The organism is Kribbella sp. NPDC048915, from assembly GCF_040649595.1.
Classification (GTDB): domain Bacteria; phylum Actinomycetota; class Actinomycetes; order Propionibacteriales; family Kribbellaceae; genus Kribbella.
The window spans coordinates 69,526-85,604 of record NZ_JBEZFT010000025.1 but is presented as its reverse complement, the minus strand read 5'-3'; the positions used below and the strand labels follow the sequence as shown (position 1 = coordinate 85,604).

The following is a 16,079-nucleotide window of genomic DNA, read 5'->3' as shown; positions in this document are numbered from 1 at the left end:
GGCCCACTCGAAGGACGCCCGGATCGGGCAGTTGACCGGATCGGCGCGCCCGACCCCACCACGCCCGACCCCACCACGCCCGACCCCACCACGCCCGACCCCACCACGCCCGACCCCACCACCCAGCCCCATCCAGCACCTCGTCCCCGCGACCCGAACCAGCGACCCGAACCAGCGACCCGAACCAGCGACCCGACCCAACCCCACACCCATGGACCCCGCCCGTCGAGTGTCGAGGAGTCCACTGCGCGAAATCTGTTCGATGAGTGTCGAACAGCGACGTAGGGTCGTCGGCATGGGTTTCCTGCGCCCGCGGGCGGTTGTCGGGTTGGCGATGGTGGCGTCGTTCATGGTGTTCGTCGACGGGACGATCGTGAACGTGACGCTCGGGCAGTTGGCCGAGCATCTGGGCGCATCTCGGGCGGAGCTCGAGTGGGCGGTGAATGCGTACACCTTGGCGTTCGCCGCGCTGATGCTCGGGGCCGGCGCGATCGCGGACACGGTCGGCGCCAAGCGGGCGTTCCTCGCCGGGCTGCTGGTGTTCACGGCGTCGTCGGCCGTGTGCGCGGTGGCCGGGTCGATGCTGATGCTGAACGTTGCGCGACTGGTTCAGGGCGCGGGCGCGGCGCTGCTGTTGCCGAGCGCACTCGTGCTTGCCACGGCGTCCGCGACCGACGAGCGGGACCGGCATCGGCTGGTGAGCTGGTGGGCCGCTGCCGGTGGTGCGGGGATGGCGGCCGGGCCATTGCTCGGCGGCGGGCTGGTCGCGCTGGCGAACTGGCGTGCCGTCTTCGCGGTCAACGTGGTGATCGGGATCCCCGCCGCGCTCTGGGCGTGGCGCGCGATGCCGAGCGTCGTACGGCGGCCCCGCCGGCTCGATCTGGTGGGTATGGCCACCGCGACCGCGTTCATCGGCGGGTTGGTGTTCGCGTTGATCGAGGCGCCGGTGCGCGGGTGGTTCGATCCCGCGGTCGTCGGCGCCGTGGGAGTCATCGTCGCGGGGGTGACCGCGTTCGTCCTGGTCGAGCGATCGGCTCGGGTCCCGCTGTTGCCGACCCGGCTGTACGGCGAGCGCGGGTTCGTGGCCGTGGCGGTTCAGGGAGCGTTGCTGAACTTCGTGTTCTACGGCGTGCTGTTCTCGATGAGCCTGCTGCTGCAGCAAGGCCGCGGGCTGAGCGCGCTCATTACAGGACTGCTGTTTCTGCCGCTGACCGGGCTGATCTCGGTCGCCAACCTCACCTCGGCGCCCTTGGTCGCTCGGTTCGGCAGGTCTGCGGTGCTCGCGACCGGGCAGGCGGTCATCACCGTGGCGCTCGTAGCGCTCGCCTGGGCCAGTACGGCGGACGCGGTCTGGCCGATGGTGCTCGCGCTGATCCCACTCGGTCTGAGCTCCGGTGTGCTCGTTCCGACCATGACTGCGCAGTCGATCGCCTCCGTCGAACCGGGGCTGCACGGCGCTGCGTCGGCCGCGTTCAACACGTCGCGACAGATCGGTGGCGCGATCGGCGTCGCCACCTTCGGGCCGCTGCTGGGGGCCGCGCACGAGCTCGGCGGCGGGTTCGTGAGCTGTGCGCTGGTGGCCGCTGGGGCGAGCGTCCTGGGCCTCGGGGTGGCCGTGGTCGGACGTGGTACGGCACGTCTCGTACCCTCTAACGACACGGCGTGACGCCTGGGGGACGCAACGGAATGAGTGGCGTCGGGCGTCTGGTGAGGTGAGAGGGGGGTGAATGGCGCATCCGACGAGGCGGTTGAGCACGACCGTCGCGCTGACGCTTGTCTGCGTCCTGGTCTGCGCCGTCGCCTTCGCCGGTGCGGTGTTCGTGCTCATGCCAGGTGCCCGCGACCGCAACACGGCAGCCACCACACCTGGCTCCCCAACCCCCAACACTTCACCGCCCACCCCAGGGACCAGCCCCAGGCCCAGCGTCCCCGACTCAACCTCCGGCGAGGAGCCGCTGCCGGGCGTGGACACCCCAGCCACTCCCCCGCCCTCGACCCCGGTGGCCAACACCGGTACCTACGAGTGCCCCGGGTTCAGCGGCATCCAGTCGGCAGTTCCGTTGACGATGCTGCTGCAAGACACCTTTGCTTGGGGCGACGATCCGCCGCACCGCGTCGGCAACGGGAAGGGCGACGTGGACTGGCGCTCGAACCCGTACCAGAAGCCCAGCTGGTACATGTGGCTGCACTCGCTGCGCTGGCTCGGCAACGGTATCCAGGCCGGCCAACGCGGTGACCGTACGGCGCTGACGCACACGCTGGCGATCATCCGCGACTGGGTCCAGGACAACCCGTACTCGTGGAAGAGCGACATCGGCGCCTGGGAAGCCACGATGCACCGCACCAACGTGCTGCTCTGCACCCGGCGGGCGGTCCTCCAGGGGCTCAAGGTCACTACCCTGCCCACCCAGTACGCCTGGCTCGACAAGGCACTGATCGACCATGCGCAGTTCATGATCGCGAACTGGAGCGGCCCGTCGAACCACGGGACGGACGAGAGCATCGCACTGTTCGGTGTCGGCTGCACGTTGCAGCGGCCCGAACTGAAGAAGCTGGCCGTCGACCGGCTCACCCAGGCGATCACGACGGCGATCGATCCGCAGGGGTCGACGAACGAGCAGTCGGTCGGGTACGCGATGTTCAACTACCTGCTCTGGGGACGGGCGACGACGACCCTGCAGCGCTGCGGCGCCGACCCGGGAAAGGTCATCGCGCAACGGCGGGCCGCGCTGTCGGAATGGCTCGCGCTCGCCACCAAGTCCACCGGCGAGCTGCAGCAGGTCGGCGACGCCGTACGGCAGAAGCCGACCGGTGCCGCCGGGACTGCGCTCGACTACGTCGCGAGCCTCGGGAAGCGCGGCACCAAGCCGGGCAAACGGGTCGCGGTCTTCGATGCCGGGTACGTCTTCGGCCGGACCGGCTGGGGTGAGACGCGGTCGTTCGGCCAGGAGTCGACGTACAGCATCCGGTACGGCGCCGCGCGGACGCTGCACGGGCACGACGACCACATGTCGATCACGTACTCGTCGCACGGGCGCGACGTACTGATCGACCCCGGGCACTCGGGGTACCAGCTCGACAAGTGGCAGGCGTGGTCGAAGAGCCAGGCCGCGCACAACGTGATGAGTATCCCGTCGGCCGAGACCACGAGCGTGCCGACGCGACTGCTGCGCGCCTCGATCGCGCCGACCTGGGAGTCGTACTCGCTCGCCGACTCCCCCGCGCCGGGAGTGAACCGCAAGCGCGACGTCCTCGTGCTCAAGGATCCGGACCTCGTCGTCACACTGGATCGCGGTCAGGCGACGAGCAACCAGCGGTACGAGACGCTCTGGCATCTCGCGCCCGATCAGCAGGTCACGGTCCAGTCGCCGACCACCGCGGTTGCCAACGGCAACAACTCGAGAACGTATCTGCTGCAGATCCCCTATCGTCAGCAGCCGGCCGCCAACAGCATCGGCGTCGTCCAGGGCCAGCAGGATCCTGTGCAGGGCTGGTACTACTCGGACATCTTCCACCGGCAGGCGGCACCCGTCGTCACGTTCGCCCGCGCCGGCAGCGAGGCAGCCATCCTGTCCGCGATCGTCCCCACCGCGCCGACGGAAACCGTCAGCTACCAGACCCGGACCGTCGGCAACCTGTTCTTCGTCGACCTGACCGTCGGGACCCGCAAGACCACCATTCGCCTCCAGGACGACGGCCGCCTCACCCGCATCAACTGATCACCGGCTCACCCTGCAGGCTCACCGGCTCACTCGGCAGATCACCGGCACGCTCGGCAGATCAGGGTTTGCCGGCAGATCAGGGTTTGCTCGGCGCGGGCTGCGTCAGCGGGCTCGCTCCCTCCGGACGCAGACCGTCGAACAGGATGCCGAGATAGCGCTGCCACAACGACGGCGACGGGTCGGAGGAGTTCTCCATGATGTGGATCGGTGCGCACATCATCAGGAACACGTCGATCGCCGTCACGTCCGCCCGGATCGCGCCGGCTGCGCGCGCCGCGTCGACCAACTGCCCGATGTACCCGATCAGCTCGTCTCGGGCCGCGAGTACGGCGGTGTTGCCGGCGCTGGCCGTCTGCAGAAAGGTCAGGTTGTGCTGGTGCCGCTGATCGGCGGCCACGGTCAGGAACTCACGCAGCGCCGCCTCCGGATCCGATGCCCCGAGCAACTTCCGGGCCTCGTCGGACAGCGTCGCGATGTGCCCGATCACGATCGCCGCGATCAGGTCCTCCTTGGTCGCGAAGTGCCGGAACACGGTCCCCTTCACCACCCCGGCCCGGCGGGCGATGTCGGCGACGGACGCCGCGATCCCGCGCTCGGCGAACTCCGCCTCGGCCGCGGCCAGCAGCGCCTCCCGGTTCCGCGCCGCGTCGGCGCGCGGCGGTCTCACCGATGTCGTCACGACCCCAGGGTAGCAAGTTGACCGATCGGTCATCTTCTGTCTAAGGTGACAAACATGACCACTCGGTCATTTTCCACCCATCCCGACCTCGGCCGCCCCTTGGCCGGATCCTTCGGAGGAACGATGAAACTGCACGGCGCGACCGCGCTCGTCACCGGTACCAACCGCGGCCTCGGCCACCATCTGGCCGTCGAACTGCTCGCCCGCGGCGCGAAGGTGTACGCCACCGCTCGTCGGCCCGAGCTCGTCGACGTACCGGGCGCCGAAGTCCTGCGGCTCGACATCACCGATCAGGCCTCGGTCGACGCGGTGACCGCGATCGCCGGCGACGTCGACGTACTGATCAACAACGCCGCGTCGACGAACGGCGGCTCGCTGGTCACCGGCGATCTCGCGCAGATCCGCGAGACGATAGACTCGAACTACTACGGCACGCTCGCGATGATCCGCGCGTTCGCGCCGGTGCTGGCCCGCAACGGCGGCGGTGCAATCCTCAACGTGCTGTCGGCCGCGGCGTGGTCGACCGTCCACGGCAACACGGCGTACGCCGCCGCGAAGTCCGCCGCGTGGGGACTGACCAACGGTGTCCGCGCGGAGCTGGAGAGCCAAGGCACGCTCGTCAGCAGCCTGGTCCCCGGCCTGATCCGCACCCAGACCCTGCTCGACTTCGCCGAGCAGACCGGTGTGCAACTCCCTGAGGAACTCATGTACGACCCCGCCGACATCGCCCGCCTCGCCCTCGACGGACTCGAAGCCGGTCGGCTCGAGATCATGGACGATCTGGCGCTCCAGCTCAAGGCCGCCCTCTCCGGCCCGCCGAAGGCCCTCAGCCTGTAACGCCCCATCGGTACCCGGGCCGCGGGCAACTGTCACGGTCACAATCGGCGTGGCTGTCTTGTCTTTCCTGATGATTCGAATTCTTCAGGAGGTTGTGGATGAGCAAGCATCCGGCGGCGCGGGACCACTGTCTGAGTCTGGTGCGCAGCGTGGATCGGCCGATCGGCGGCGCGCGGTACGGGCGGATGTTCCCCGGGCTGGAGCCGCTGGGCACGGATCCGCAGGTGCTGATGCGAGCCGGCGCGGCAGGCGGTATCTGCGCCGGCTCCGCGCACCTCGGCGGCGAGAGCGACGATGCCGAGCAGGCAGCGGGCTGGCCGTTCTTCGGGCAGTTGCTCGCCCACGACACCACCGCCGACCGCTCACCGATCACGACCGGCCTGGCGCAGGTCGAGGCGCTGAAGAACGCCCGCTCGCCGCGGCTCAACCTCGAGATGCTGTACGCCGACGGCCCGGTCGGATCGCCGTACCTGTTCGACCGCGACGACCCCGCCAAGTTCCTCCTCACCCACGACAGCACGAACAACGAAACGAACGACGGCAAGAAGTACGACGTACCGCGAAACCAGCAGGGTGTCGCGCTGATCGGTGACCCGCGCAACGACGTCCACCTGTTCTCCCTGGCTCTGCACATCGCACTCCTGGACGCCCACAACCGCTTCGTCGACCTGCTCCGCGGGTCCGGCGCGGCCGAGGAGGAGGTCTTCGAGCGAGCGCGCATCACCCTGACCTGGCACTACCAGTGGATCGTGGTCCACGACTTCCTGCCGCGCCTGGTCGGCCAGCCGCTGGTGACCGAGGTCCTCGAGGACGGCGGCAAGTGGTTCGCGCCGGAGCCGATGCAGGCGTTCATCCCGCTGGAGTTCGCCGACGCGGCCTACCGCTACGGACACGGCCAGATCCGGCACACGTACCGGCTGGTCGCGAACGGCCCCGAACTGCCACTCTTCCCCGACCTCGTCTGCTTCGGTCCACCGCCCCACGAGCTCGATCTCACCCAACTCTTCGACGTCCCGGGCCGGCCGCCGGCGCAGCGGGCGAAGCGGCTCGACGGCCGGCTGCCCGCGAGCCTGATCGGCCTGCCCGAGCAGGTCACCGGCGCCGTCGACGAGTCGGCGTACCGCTCGCTCGCCGTCCGCGATCTGCTCCGCGGCGACACCACCGGTCTGCCGAGCGGCGAGTCCATCGCCAAACTCCTCGGCGTCCCGCCCCTCACCGATGACACCTGGCCAGGCGGCACCCCGCTCTGGTTCTACATCCTGAAGGAATCCGACGGCGACCGGCTCGGCCCGGTCGGTGGCCGCATCGTCGCGGAAGTCCTGATCGGACTGCTCCGGGCGGACCCGGCGAGCTACCTCAGCCTCGAGCCCGGCTGGAAACCGACGCTGCCGGCCGCCGGTCCGAGGTTCGGCCTGACCGACCTGCTCATTCCGACCGAGCCGCGGTAAGGGCGCGGGAGCGGGCCTCGGTCGCGAATGCCTCGCGCGGGCTCTGGACCGAGGCCAGCGACACGATGTCGCGGCCGAAGAAGAACGACGCGAGCCAGATCGACAGCACCCGGACCTTCCGGTCCCAGGTCGGCACCGCGAGGACGTGGTACCCGCGGTGCATCAGCCACGCGAGCAGGCCCTTGATCACGATCCGCCGGTACTGGAAGATGCCGATCCCGAGGCCGAGCGTCGCGATCGCACCGAGGCTGTGATGCACGTAGTTCTTCGGCTCCCGCCCGCGCAACGACCGCACCAGGTTCTTCGCCAGCAGCTTCCCCTGCCGTACGGCGTTCTGCGCGTTCGGGACCGTGTACGCGCCCGGGACCGACGACGCGAGGTCGGGGACCGCCGCGTCGTCGCCGGCCGCCCAGGCGTCGGGGACGATCTCGGTCTCGGTACCGATCCGCAGGTCGGCCCGCACCTGGACCAGCCCGCGTTCGTTGTGCGGCAGGTCGGTGTGGTTGCGCAGCAACCGGGTCGCGGCGTTGCCGGCCGTCCAGACGATCAGCTCCGAGTCGAACTCCGACCCGTCCGACAGCACCACGTGCCCGTCCTGAGCCGACGTGACAGTCGTGTTCAGGTGCACGGCCGCGCCGCGCTTCTCGAACATCCGGACCACCCACGCGCCCGGCGCGTCGCTGACCTCGGGCAGGATCCGGCCGGTCGCCTCGACGAGATGGAACGCCAGGTCGTCCGCCGACAGCTCGGGGTACTTCTTCAGCAGCGCCCGCGCCAGCGACAACAGCTCCGCGGCGCCCTCGACCCCGGAGAACCCGCCGCCGACGAACGTGACCGTGAGCAGCTTGCGCCGCTGCGGCCCCGGCGCCAGCCCGGCCGCCTCGTCGAAGGCGGTGAACATCCGGTCCCGGATCGCCACCGCCTCCTCGACGTGCTTCATCCCGATCGCGCGGTCCGCGACGCCGGGGACGTCGAACGTCCGCGTCACCGCGCCGGCGGTCACCACGATCACGTCGTACGTCATCGGGTAGCTCGGGCCGACCGACGGACGAATCGTCACGGTGCGGTCGGCGTGCGCGATGTTCGTGACCATGCCGGCCACGATCTTCGTGCGCCGCAGGTTCCGCCGCAGCGACACCGCGGCGTGCCGGGCCTCGACGGAGCCGGCCACCACCTCGGGCAGGAACGGCTGGTACGTCATGTACGGGCGCGGGTCGACGACGACCACCTCGGCCTCGCCGCGGCGCAGCTTCTTCTCCAGCCGCCAGGCCGTGTAGAAGCCCGCATACCCGCCGCCCACCACCAGGATCCTGCGCACCGCGTCCTCCGTCCGTCGAGCTCTCACAAGTAAGACACGCCAGCCTGGTCAACTGTGACAACGAACGACCGCGGCCTTACTGCGGCCGGAGCTGTTTCCGGGACGTGATCCCGAGCTTCGCGAAGACCTTGCGCAGGTGCCACTCGACGGTGTGCTGGCTGAGGAACATCTGGGCACCGATCTCGGCGTTGGTCAGCCCGGCGCCGGCCAGATCGGCGATGTGCGCCTCTTGCGACGTCAACGAGTCCCGCCCGGAGTTGTCCGCCGTACGGCGCTCGTCCAGCACCTCCCCCGCCGCCGCGAGCTCACGCGCCGACCGCTCCGCGAACGCGGCGGCGCCGCTCGCCGAGAACAGCTTGTACGCCATCCGCAGCTGACCGCGCGCGTCCTGGCGGCGTCCCGCGCGCCGCAGCCATTCGCCGTACACCAGATGCGTCCGCGCCAGGTCCATCCGCATCCGCGTCCGGCTCAGCCGCTCGACGCCCTCCTGGTACGCCGCCTCCGCCGCGCGCCCGGTCGACCGCAAAGCCGTTGCCCGTGCGAGAATCCCGAGCCCCCAGTCGGTGCCGCTCGCCTCGGTCTGGTTCGTCAGCAGGTCGTACGCCGTCGCGGCCTTCTCGGGCTGCCCCGCGCGCGACGCGGCCTCGATCAGCTCCGGCAACGCCCAGCTCGCCGGACCGAGCTCCTCCGGGTACGCCGTTGCCGCCAGACCGGACGCCAACGCGGCCGCATAGTTCGCCTGCGCGTTCTGCAGCTGTGCATCGATCAGGTGTGCGAACGACACCGCGCCGCCCTCACCCCTGGTCGCCGAGTCCTCCAGGCTGGCCGCCGTCCGGGCGGCGGCGTCCGGTTGCCCGCGCCAGGCGGCGAGGCAGATCTCGCCGTACGACGCGAGGCCGACGCCGGTCGCCTCGCTGATCGTTCGGACCTCGGCGAGCAGTGCGGCGGCCGTCCCGAACTCGCCGCCGAACATGTTCAGCATCGCCCGGTGGTGCAGGACCAGCGGCAACTGGTTCAGATCGCCGGCCTCACGGGCGATCCGCAGATGCCGGCCGGTCAGCCGGTCCCACGCCACGTCGTCCCACAGACTCACCGCCAGCATCGCGGTCAGCCACATCCAGGTCAGGTCGTCGGCGTCCGACGTACCGTTCTCCGCCTCGAACGCGGTCATCGCCTCCCGCGACGGCGCGACCGCGGCCGGGTAGCCGTCCGCGAAGAGTGTGGTGACCGCCTCGTACAGCAGGTCGCGCTTGCGCGGCTCGGCCAGCTGCGGCACCGACCGGGCCGCGCGAGCGACATGCGCGATCCCCTGGTCGCGGCCGAAGCGGCCCGCGAACTGGGCCGCGGCGATCGCGTCCAGATAGGTGTCGCGGGCGAGGGCGAGATCGAGCGGTTCGAGTCGCCGGGCGGCGTCGATCAGCAACGGCGGCGCGTCCAGGCTGTGGCCGGACGCAAAGGTGAGCCGGGCGCGCAGGAGGTTCACGCGCGCCCGGTGCAGGTCGGTCACCGGGCCCTGTTCGGCGGTGTTCAGCAAGCGCTGTGCGGCCTCGAAGGCACCGGCCGCGAGACTCGCCTCGGCCGCGGCGAGCGCGCGGATAGCACGGGTCGCGGGATCGGGAGTCAGCTCGGTCGCGCGCTGCAGGAACGCCGACGACGCCGACATCCCGCCCCGCCGCTGCGCCCGAGCGGCCGAACTCACCAGCTCGGCGGCCACCTCCTCGTCCGGGCCGTCGGCACCCTGCGCGCAATGCCAGGCCCGGCGGTCGGGGTCGAGCTCGGGGTCGATCGCGCCGGCGATGGCCTGATGCACCGTCCGGCGGTCCGTCGGATCGGCACTGCGGTACGCCGCCGACCGAACCAGCGGATGCCGGAACCGCACCCGGGCCGCGATATCGATCAACCCCGCCGCCTCCGCCGGCGCGGCCGCGGCCATCGGGACGTCGAGGGTCGCCAGCGCACGCACCAGCAGCGGTACATCGCCGACCGGCTCGGCCGCCGCAGTCAGCAGCAACCGCTGTGTGTCCGGCGGTAGCGCCTGGAGACGGCGGGCGAAGTTCTGCTCGATCTGACTCGCGATCGGGCGCGCGTCCGGCAACTCGAACCCGCCGGCCAGCTGCGCGGCGGTCAACCCGCGCGGCAGCTCGATCAGCGCCAGCGGATTGCCACGCGTCTCCGCCACGATCCGGTCCCGGACGGAGCCGTCCAGCCGCCCGGGGACGACGGAGTCGAGCAGCGAAGCGGCGTAGTCGTCGGCCAGACCGCGCACCGGCAGCTCCGGGAACCCGCGCCACTCCGGCCCGACGACCGGCTCGCGGAGCGCGAACACCAGGCCGATCCGGTCCGCGAACAGCCGCCGCCCGACGAACGTCAGCGTCTGGACCGAGGCCTGGTCGAGCCACTGCGCGTCGTCGATGACACACAGCAGCGGCTTCCGATCGGAAGCCGCCGACAGCAGACCGAGCGTCGCCGCGCCGATCAGGAACCGGTCCGGTGGACCGCCGCCGCTGACCCCGAACGCGACCTCGAGGGCCGCCCGCTGCGGGGCCGGCAGCCGCTCACTGAGACCGAGCAGCGGCAGGCACAACTGGTGCAGACCGGCGAACGCCAACTCCATCTCGGACTCGACGCCGTTGGCCCGCGCAACCCGGCAACCGTCGGCGCGGCTCACCAGGTCGTCGAGCAACGCCGATTTGCCGATCCCGGCCTCGCCGCGCACGACCAGCACCTGTCCGGCTCCGGAGCGCATCCCGGCCACGACGTGGTCCAGGCGTGCGGATTCGATCGCGCGTCCCCGCAGCTCCGGCGCTGTGCTGGTCATCGGCTCACACCCCCTCGTCAGAGGCTACGTGCGAGCAGCGATACCGGTACAGGACCCGCGCGTACCGCAACGCCTATCGGACACCGGTTGACAATCGGCTGCCCCGTTCAGCCGCGCCTGAGCCGGCTGCTCAGATGCTTGCCGTGGTCAAGGACCCGGGCGGCCGCGGCGCCGGCTCCGCAGCCAGCCGGTCGCGGGCGCGTTTCGCCAACTGCCGCGCGTTCGGCGTCCCGATCCGCAACGTCTCGGCAATGTCGCGGTACGGATAGCCGAAGCCTTCCCGCAGGACGTACGTCGCCCGCTCGGATGGTGACAGCCGCTCGCTCATCAGCCGGGCGGCGACCGCGTACGCCTCTTGGTTCTCGGCGGCCTGCTGCGGATCCGGCCCAGTCGCGATGCACCCAGTCGCGATGCACCCGGTCGCGATGCACCCGGTCGCGATTCCCCCGGTCGCGATTCCCCCGGTCGCGATTCGCCCCGTCGCGAACTGCTCGTCCGCGAACCGCTCGTCCGCGAGCCACGGGCCGGCGGCCGTCTCGTGCCGGCGCCGCGCGGACTGGACCAGATTGATCGCCAGCCGCGACACCGTCGTCACCAGGAACGCCTGCGGGTCCGTTACCCGCGTCCGGTCCGTCCGCTGCCAGCGCACCCACACGTCCTGGACCAGCTCCTCGGCCTCGTGCGAGTTGCCGGCGATCCGGCACGCGATCCGGTACAACCGCGGTCGAGCCTGCAGGAACTCGTCCAATCCCGTCGTACACACGATCCGGCCTCCTGACGCCGAGCAGCACATTCCTGGGGGGACAACACCCAGCGTCGGCCGCCGGCCACGGGGTCCGCGCCCTGGAGACCCCGTGGTCGGGCTCGTGGTCAGGCGCCCAGGGCCTCCAGGATCGTGGCCGTGACGGCCACGGGCTGCGAGACGCTCAGCGCGTGCGACCCGCCCGCGATCTCGCGAACCCCCTTCGCGCCCGAACGCTCGGCGAGGAACCGGTGCAGCGCGACCGGGATGTTGCGGTCCAGGTCGCTGAACACGAACCAGGACGGAATCGTCGACCAGGCCGGTGTCGAGGTCGGCAGCGGCGCGGTCAGCGCGGCTTCGGTCGCCGGGCGTTGCGTCGCGGCCATCAACGCGGCCTGATCCTCGGGTACGTCGGCGCAGAACTGCTGCCGGAACACGTCCGGTCGGATCGCGAGCTCGTTGCCACCGGTACTGACCGGGTACGCGTGCAGCGCGTCACCGAGCGTGCTGCCCGGGAACTGCAGCGACAGCTGGAACGCCGTCTCGCCGTGATCGGGCGCGAACGCGCACACGTACACCAGTGCCCGGACCTGCTCGTTGTCCGCAGCGGCCTGCGTGATGACCATGCCGCCGTACGAGTGCCCGACCAGGACGACCGGCTTCCCGATCCCGGCGATGACGTCACGCACGTACTGCGCGTCGCCGGCCAGATCACGCAGCGGGTTCGGCACGGCGACCGCCTCGATCGACCGCGCGCGCAGCCGCTCGATCACGCCGTTCCAGCTGGCCGACTCGGCGAACGCGCCGTGGACCAGGACCACGACCGGATTCTCACTCATGGAGCTCTCCTTTGCTCAGGGGTCTACCGAGTGAGACCGGGCAGACAGCGTTGTTGTGACCGGAGAGACAGTCACAGACCCAGGGGCTGCGGTGTCCTACTGAGTGAGACGCTCACACCGGCGGAGGAGTCCAGATGGGTATCACCGAGCAGCAGATCGCCACCTCGGTCCTGGTGATCGGCACCGGTGGTGCCGGACTGCGGGCCGCGATCGAGCTGGCCGAGCAAGGCGTGGAAGTGCTTGCCCTCGGCAAACGTCCGCGATCCGACGCGCACACGTCACTGGCGGCCGGCGGCATCAACGCCGCGCTCGCCACGATGGACGCCGACGACAGCTGGCAGCAACACGCTGCCGACACGCTCCAGGAGAGCTACCTGCTCGCGAACCCGATCACCGTCCAGGTCGTCGCGCAGAACGCGGCCCGCGGGATCGAGGACCTCGAGCGCTGGGGGATGCCGTTCGCGCGGGAGGCCGACGGACGGATCTCGCAGCGGTTCTTCGGCGCGCACACGTTCCGCCGGACCGCGTTCGCCGGCGACTACACCGGGCTGGAGATCCAGCGCACACTGATCAACCGCGCGGTCCAGCTCGGCGTGCCGATCCTGGACACCGTCTACGTGACCAGGATCCTGGTGAAGGACAACACGGTCTTCGGCGCGTACGGCTTCGACCTGACGACCGGGCGGCGGTACGTGATCCACGCCGACGCGGTGATTCTGGCCGCGGGCGGGCACACCCGGATCTGGCGTCGTACGTCGTCGCGCCGGGACGAGAACACCGGCGACGCGTTCCGGCTCGCGGTCCTCGCCGGCGGCAGGCTCCGCGACCCCGAGCTGGTCCAGTTCCACCCGTCCGGCCTGATCGAGCCCGGGAACGCGGCCGGCACGCTCGTGTCCGAAGCGGCCCGCGGCGAGGGCGGTCAACTACGCAACGCGCTCGGCGAACGGTTCATGGCCCGGTACGACGCCGAGCGGATGGAGCTGTCGACGCGGGACCGGGTCGCGCTGGCGGCGTACACCGAGATCAAGGAAGGCCGCGGTACGCCGAACGGCGGCGTCTGGCTGGACGTGTCACATCTCCCCCGCGAAACCATCATGCGCCGGCTGCCGCGCGTGTATCAGACGCTGCTCGAGCTGCAGATGCTCGACATCACCAAGGAGCCGATCGAGATCGCGCCGACCGCGCACTACTCGATGGGCGGCGTGTGGGTCCGGCCCGAGGACCACAGCACGGGCGTGGACGGCCTGTGGGCGATCGGTGAGTCCGCGAGCGGCCTGCACGGCGCGAATCGGCTCGGCGGCAACTCGCTGATCGAGCTGCTGGTGTTCGGGCGGATCGTCGCCGAGGAGGCAGCGAAGTACTCGATCGACCGGCAGGCGCAACACCGCTCGGCGGACGCGGTCGCGGAGGCCCGCGCGGAGATCGATGAGTTGCTGGCGAACGACGGCCCGGAGAACGTCCGCGCCCTGCAACGCGCCCTGCGCGACACGATGACCGCGCGCGCCGGCGTCGTCCGGGACGAGGACGGTCTGCGCGCCGGCCTCGCGGAACTCGCGGAGCTCGAGGAGCGGATCACGCGGATCGGCGTCCATCCGGACATCGCCGGCTTCCAGGACCTGGCCCACGCCTTCGACCTGAAGTCCTCGGCGCTGGCGGCGCGCGCGACACTCGACGCAGCGCTCGTCCGCCGGGAGACCCGCGGCTGCCACAACCGCTCGGACTACCCCGACCTCGACGAGTCGCTCCAGGTCAACCTGGTCTGGTCCGCCCCCGGCGAGGTCGCGCCGGAGTCGATCCCGCCCATCCCCGACGAGCTGCGCCGCCTGATGCGCGACGTCACCACCGACGGCAAACTCGTGGAGTGACCGGCTGGGAAACTTTTCGTCACCCGGCGCACATTTGTTTCCCAGCGACTTTGTTTCCCCGGCGACCGCTCAGGCCGCGGCTGCGCGGGCCTCCAGGACCTCGCGGCCGGGTGCGGTCTGCGGGTAGCGGTCGAGCATGGCGCGGAGTTCGTCCGCGCCGACGTTGGCGCCGAACGGTTCGGTCCCCGGCTCGAGGCGTTTGCCGTCGGCCAGCGGACCGGCGTACACCGGGTCGAAGCCGAACTTGTCGACGATCGCGGCGACCTTGTCGGCGTCGGGCTGCTCGCCCGCGACCGCGATCGCCTTGCGCGGTACGGCGTGCGCGCCCTCGTCCAGGTCGTGATATCCCATGTGGTTGAAGGCCTTGACGACCCGCGAGTCCGCGAGGAACTCCTGGACGAGCTCCGACGACGACGTCAGCGGATCGGTGAGGTCGTCGCGGATGCCGTCGACCTCCCACCAGTAGTTCATCGCGTCGATCACCAGCTTGCCCCGCAGCGCATCGGCCGGGATCGTCCGGTACTTGCCCAGCGGCAGCGCGAGGATCACCACGTCGGCCCGGGCCGCTGCGTCCGAGGCGGTGGTGGCCACCGCGCCGGGCGTGACCACCTCCACGATCAGCGCGATCTTCGACACGTCACCCGAGCCGGCGATCAGCACGTCGTACCCGGCCGCGACCGCCAGCCGCGCAAGCACCGTCCCGACCTTCCCGGCGCCGAGGATCCCGATCGTCGTCGCTGCGTCGGACATCAGGCCTCCGCCAGCATGTCCCGCACCAGCGGGATCACCTTGGTCCCGTACAGCTCGACCGCCTTCAGCCGCGCGCTCATCGGCAGCGGACCGCCCGAGTAGATCAGGTCGAACCGCTCGACGCCGAGTGCCCGCACCGCGCCGGCGATCCGGCGCGCGACGGTCTCCGGCGAACCGACGTACATCGATCCGTGCTGGAGCTCGGCCTCGAACTCCTCGCGCTTCAGCGGCGGCCAGCCGCGCAACGCGCCGATCCGGTCCCGCATCACCTTGTACGGCGCGTAGAAGATCTCCTTCGCCTGCTCGTCGGTGTCCGCGACGAACCCCGGCGAATGCATGCCGACCGGGTGCGCGACGGTCCCGAACTGCTGCGCCGCCCGCCGGTACAGGTCGATGTACGGCGCGAAGCGCTCCGGCGAACCGCCGATGATCGCGAGCATCAACGGCAACCCGTAGTACGCCGTCCGCACGACGGACTGTGGTGACCCACCGACACCGACCCACGTCGCCAGCCGGCCGGACTCGGTCTTCGGGTACACCTCGATGTTGTCGAGCGCCGCCCGGACCGTGCCTTCCCAGCTGACCGGTTTCTCGTCGAGCAGCCGCACGAACAGCTGCAGCTTCTCCTCGAACAACTTGTCGTAGTCGGCCAGGTCGTACCCGAACAGCGGGAACGACTCGGTGAACGACCCGCGCCCGAGAATCACCTCGGCCCGCCCGTTCGACAGCGCGTCGACGGTCGCGAACCGCTGGAACACGCGCACCGGGTCGTCCGAGCTGAGCACCGTCACGCCCGACCCGAGCTTGATCTTCGACGTCTTGGTCGCGATCCCGGCCAGCACGGTCTCCGGGGTCGAGATCGAGAACTCCGGCCGGTGGTGCTCACCGAGGGCGACCGCGTCGACGCCGATCTGGTCGGCCAGCACGGCCTCGTCCACCACCTGCCGGATCGCCGCGGCGGCCGTCACCGGCGCACCGCTGTCGTCCACCGGGATGTCACCGAAGGTGTCCAACCCGAAATCCAGCCGGACCTGCTCGGCCATGCTCACACGCTCCTGTCA

At 70.6% G+C, this 16,079-nt stretch carries 12 protein-coding genes; 5 read left to right on the top strand and 7 right to left on the bottom strand.

The window, feature by feature from the left end; all coding sequences use genetic code 11:
* The first annotated feature begins 295 nt into the window (after positions 1-295).
* Positions 296-1,666 (top strand): MFS transporter, encoded by a 1,371-nt coding sequence (locus AB0B82_RS16040; protein WP_360167917.1) that lies wholly within the window; start codon positions 296-298, stop codon positions 1,664-1,666.
* Between the two features lie 298 nt (positions 1,667-1,964).
* Positions 1,965-3,719 carry a heparinase II/III family protein gene (locus AB0B82_RS16035; RefSeq protein ID WP_360167914.1) on the top strand — a complete coding sequence of 585 codons (1,755 nt, stop codon included), beginning with the start codon at positions 1,965-1,967 and terminating at the stop codon, positions 3,717-3,719.
* Between the two features lie 79 nt (positions 3,720-3,798).
* On the opposite strand, the gene AB0B82_RS16030 is transcribed toward AB0B82_RS16035, so the two are convergent.
* A complete protein-coding gene (locus AB0B82_RS16030) occupies positions 3,799-4,401 on the bottom strand; it encodes a helix-turn-helix domain-containing protein (protein ID WP_360167911.1) in 603 nt (200 codons plus the stop codon).
* 54 nt (positions 4,402-4,455) lie between these two features.
* Here AB0B82_RS16030 and AB0B82_RS16025 point away from each other — a divergent pair, with 54 nt between their 5' ends.
* Positions 4,456-5,238, top strand: coding sequence for an SDR family NAD(P)-dependent oxidoreductase (locus AB0B82_RS16025; RefSeq protein ID WP_360167908.1), 783 nt, complete (start codon positions 4,456-4,458; stop codon positions 5,236-5,238).
* 98 nt (positions 5,239-5,336) lie between these two features.
* On the top strand, positions 5,337-6,686 hold the full coding sequence (locus AB0B82_RS16020) for a peroxidase family protein (RefSeq protein ID WP_360167905.1): 1,350 nt from the start codon (positions 5,337-5,339) through the stop codon (positions 6,684-6,686).
* Here the strand turns inward: AB0B82_RS16020 and AB0B82_RS16015 are convergent.
* The 4 genes from AB0B82_RS16015 to AB0B82_RS16000 form a co-directional block, all read right to left on the bottom strand.
* The gene (locus tag AB0B82_RS16015) at positions 6,664-8,004 is read right to left on the bottom strand and encodes an FAD-dependent oxidoreductase (protein WP_360167902.1); all 1,341 of its coding nucleotides are present in this window, start codon (positions 8,002-8,004) and stop codon (positions 6,664-6,666) included. The two genes, AB0B82_RS16020 and AB0B82_RS16015, sit on opposite strands and share 23 nt — an antisense overlap.
* A 76-nt stretch (positions 8,005-8,080) precedes the next feature.
* Positions 8,081-10,822 (bottom strand): AAA family ATPase, encoded by a 2,742-nt coding sequence (locus AB0B82_RS16010; protein WP_360167899.1) that lies wholly within the window; start codon positions 10,820-10,822, stop codon positions 8,081-8,083.
* 130 nt (positions 10,823-10,952) lie between these two features.
* On the bottom strand, positions 10,953-11,585 hold the full coding sequence (locus AB0B82_RS16005; RefSeq protein ID WP_360167896.1) for a sigma-70 family RNA polymerase sigma factor: 633 nt from the start codon (positions 11,583-11,585) through the stop codon (positions 10,953-10,955).
* 107 nt (positions 11,586-11,692) lie between these two features.
* Positions 11,693-12,403, bottom strand: coding sequence for an alpha/beta hydrolase (locus AB0B82_RS16000; protein ID WP_360167893.1), 711 nt, complete (start codon positions 12,401-12,403; stop codon positions 11,693-11,695).
* Positions 12,404-12,537: 134 nt separating this feature from the next.
* On the opposite strand from AB0B82_RS16000, the gene AB0B82_RS15995 reads away from it, so the two are divergent.
* Positions 12,538-14,268 carry an FAD-dependent oxidoreductase gene (locus AB0B82_RS15995; RefSeq protein ID WP_360167890.1) on the top strand — a complete coding sequence of 577 codons (1,731 nt, stop codon included), beginning with the start codon at positions 12,538-12,540 and terminating at the stop codon, positions 14,266-14,268.
* A gap of 69 nt (positions 14,269-14,337) precedes the next feature.
* Here AB0B82_RS15995 and AB0B82_RS15990 read toward each other — a convergent pair whose 3' ends face one another.
* Positions 14,338-15,018: an NAD(P)-binding domain-containing protein gene (locus tag AB0B82_RS15990; RefSeq protein WP_360167887.1), complete on the bottom strand. Its 681-nt coding sequence runs from the start codon at positions 15,016-15,018 to the stop codon at positions 14,338-14,340.
* A complete protein-coding gene (locus AB0B82_RS15985) occupies positions 15,018-16,061 on the bottom strand; it encodes an LLM class flavin-dependent oxidoreductase (RefSeq protein ID WP_360167884.1) in 1,044 nt (347 codons plus the stop codon). Before AB0B82_RS15985 ends, AB0B82_RS15990 begins: the two co-directional genes overlap by 1 nt.
* Between the last annotated feature and the right edge of the window lie 18 nt (positions 16,062-16,079).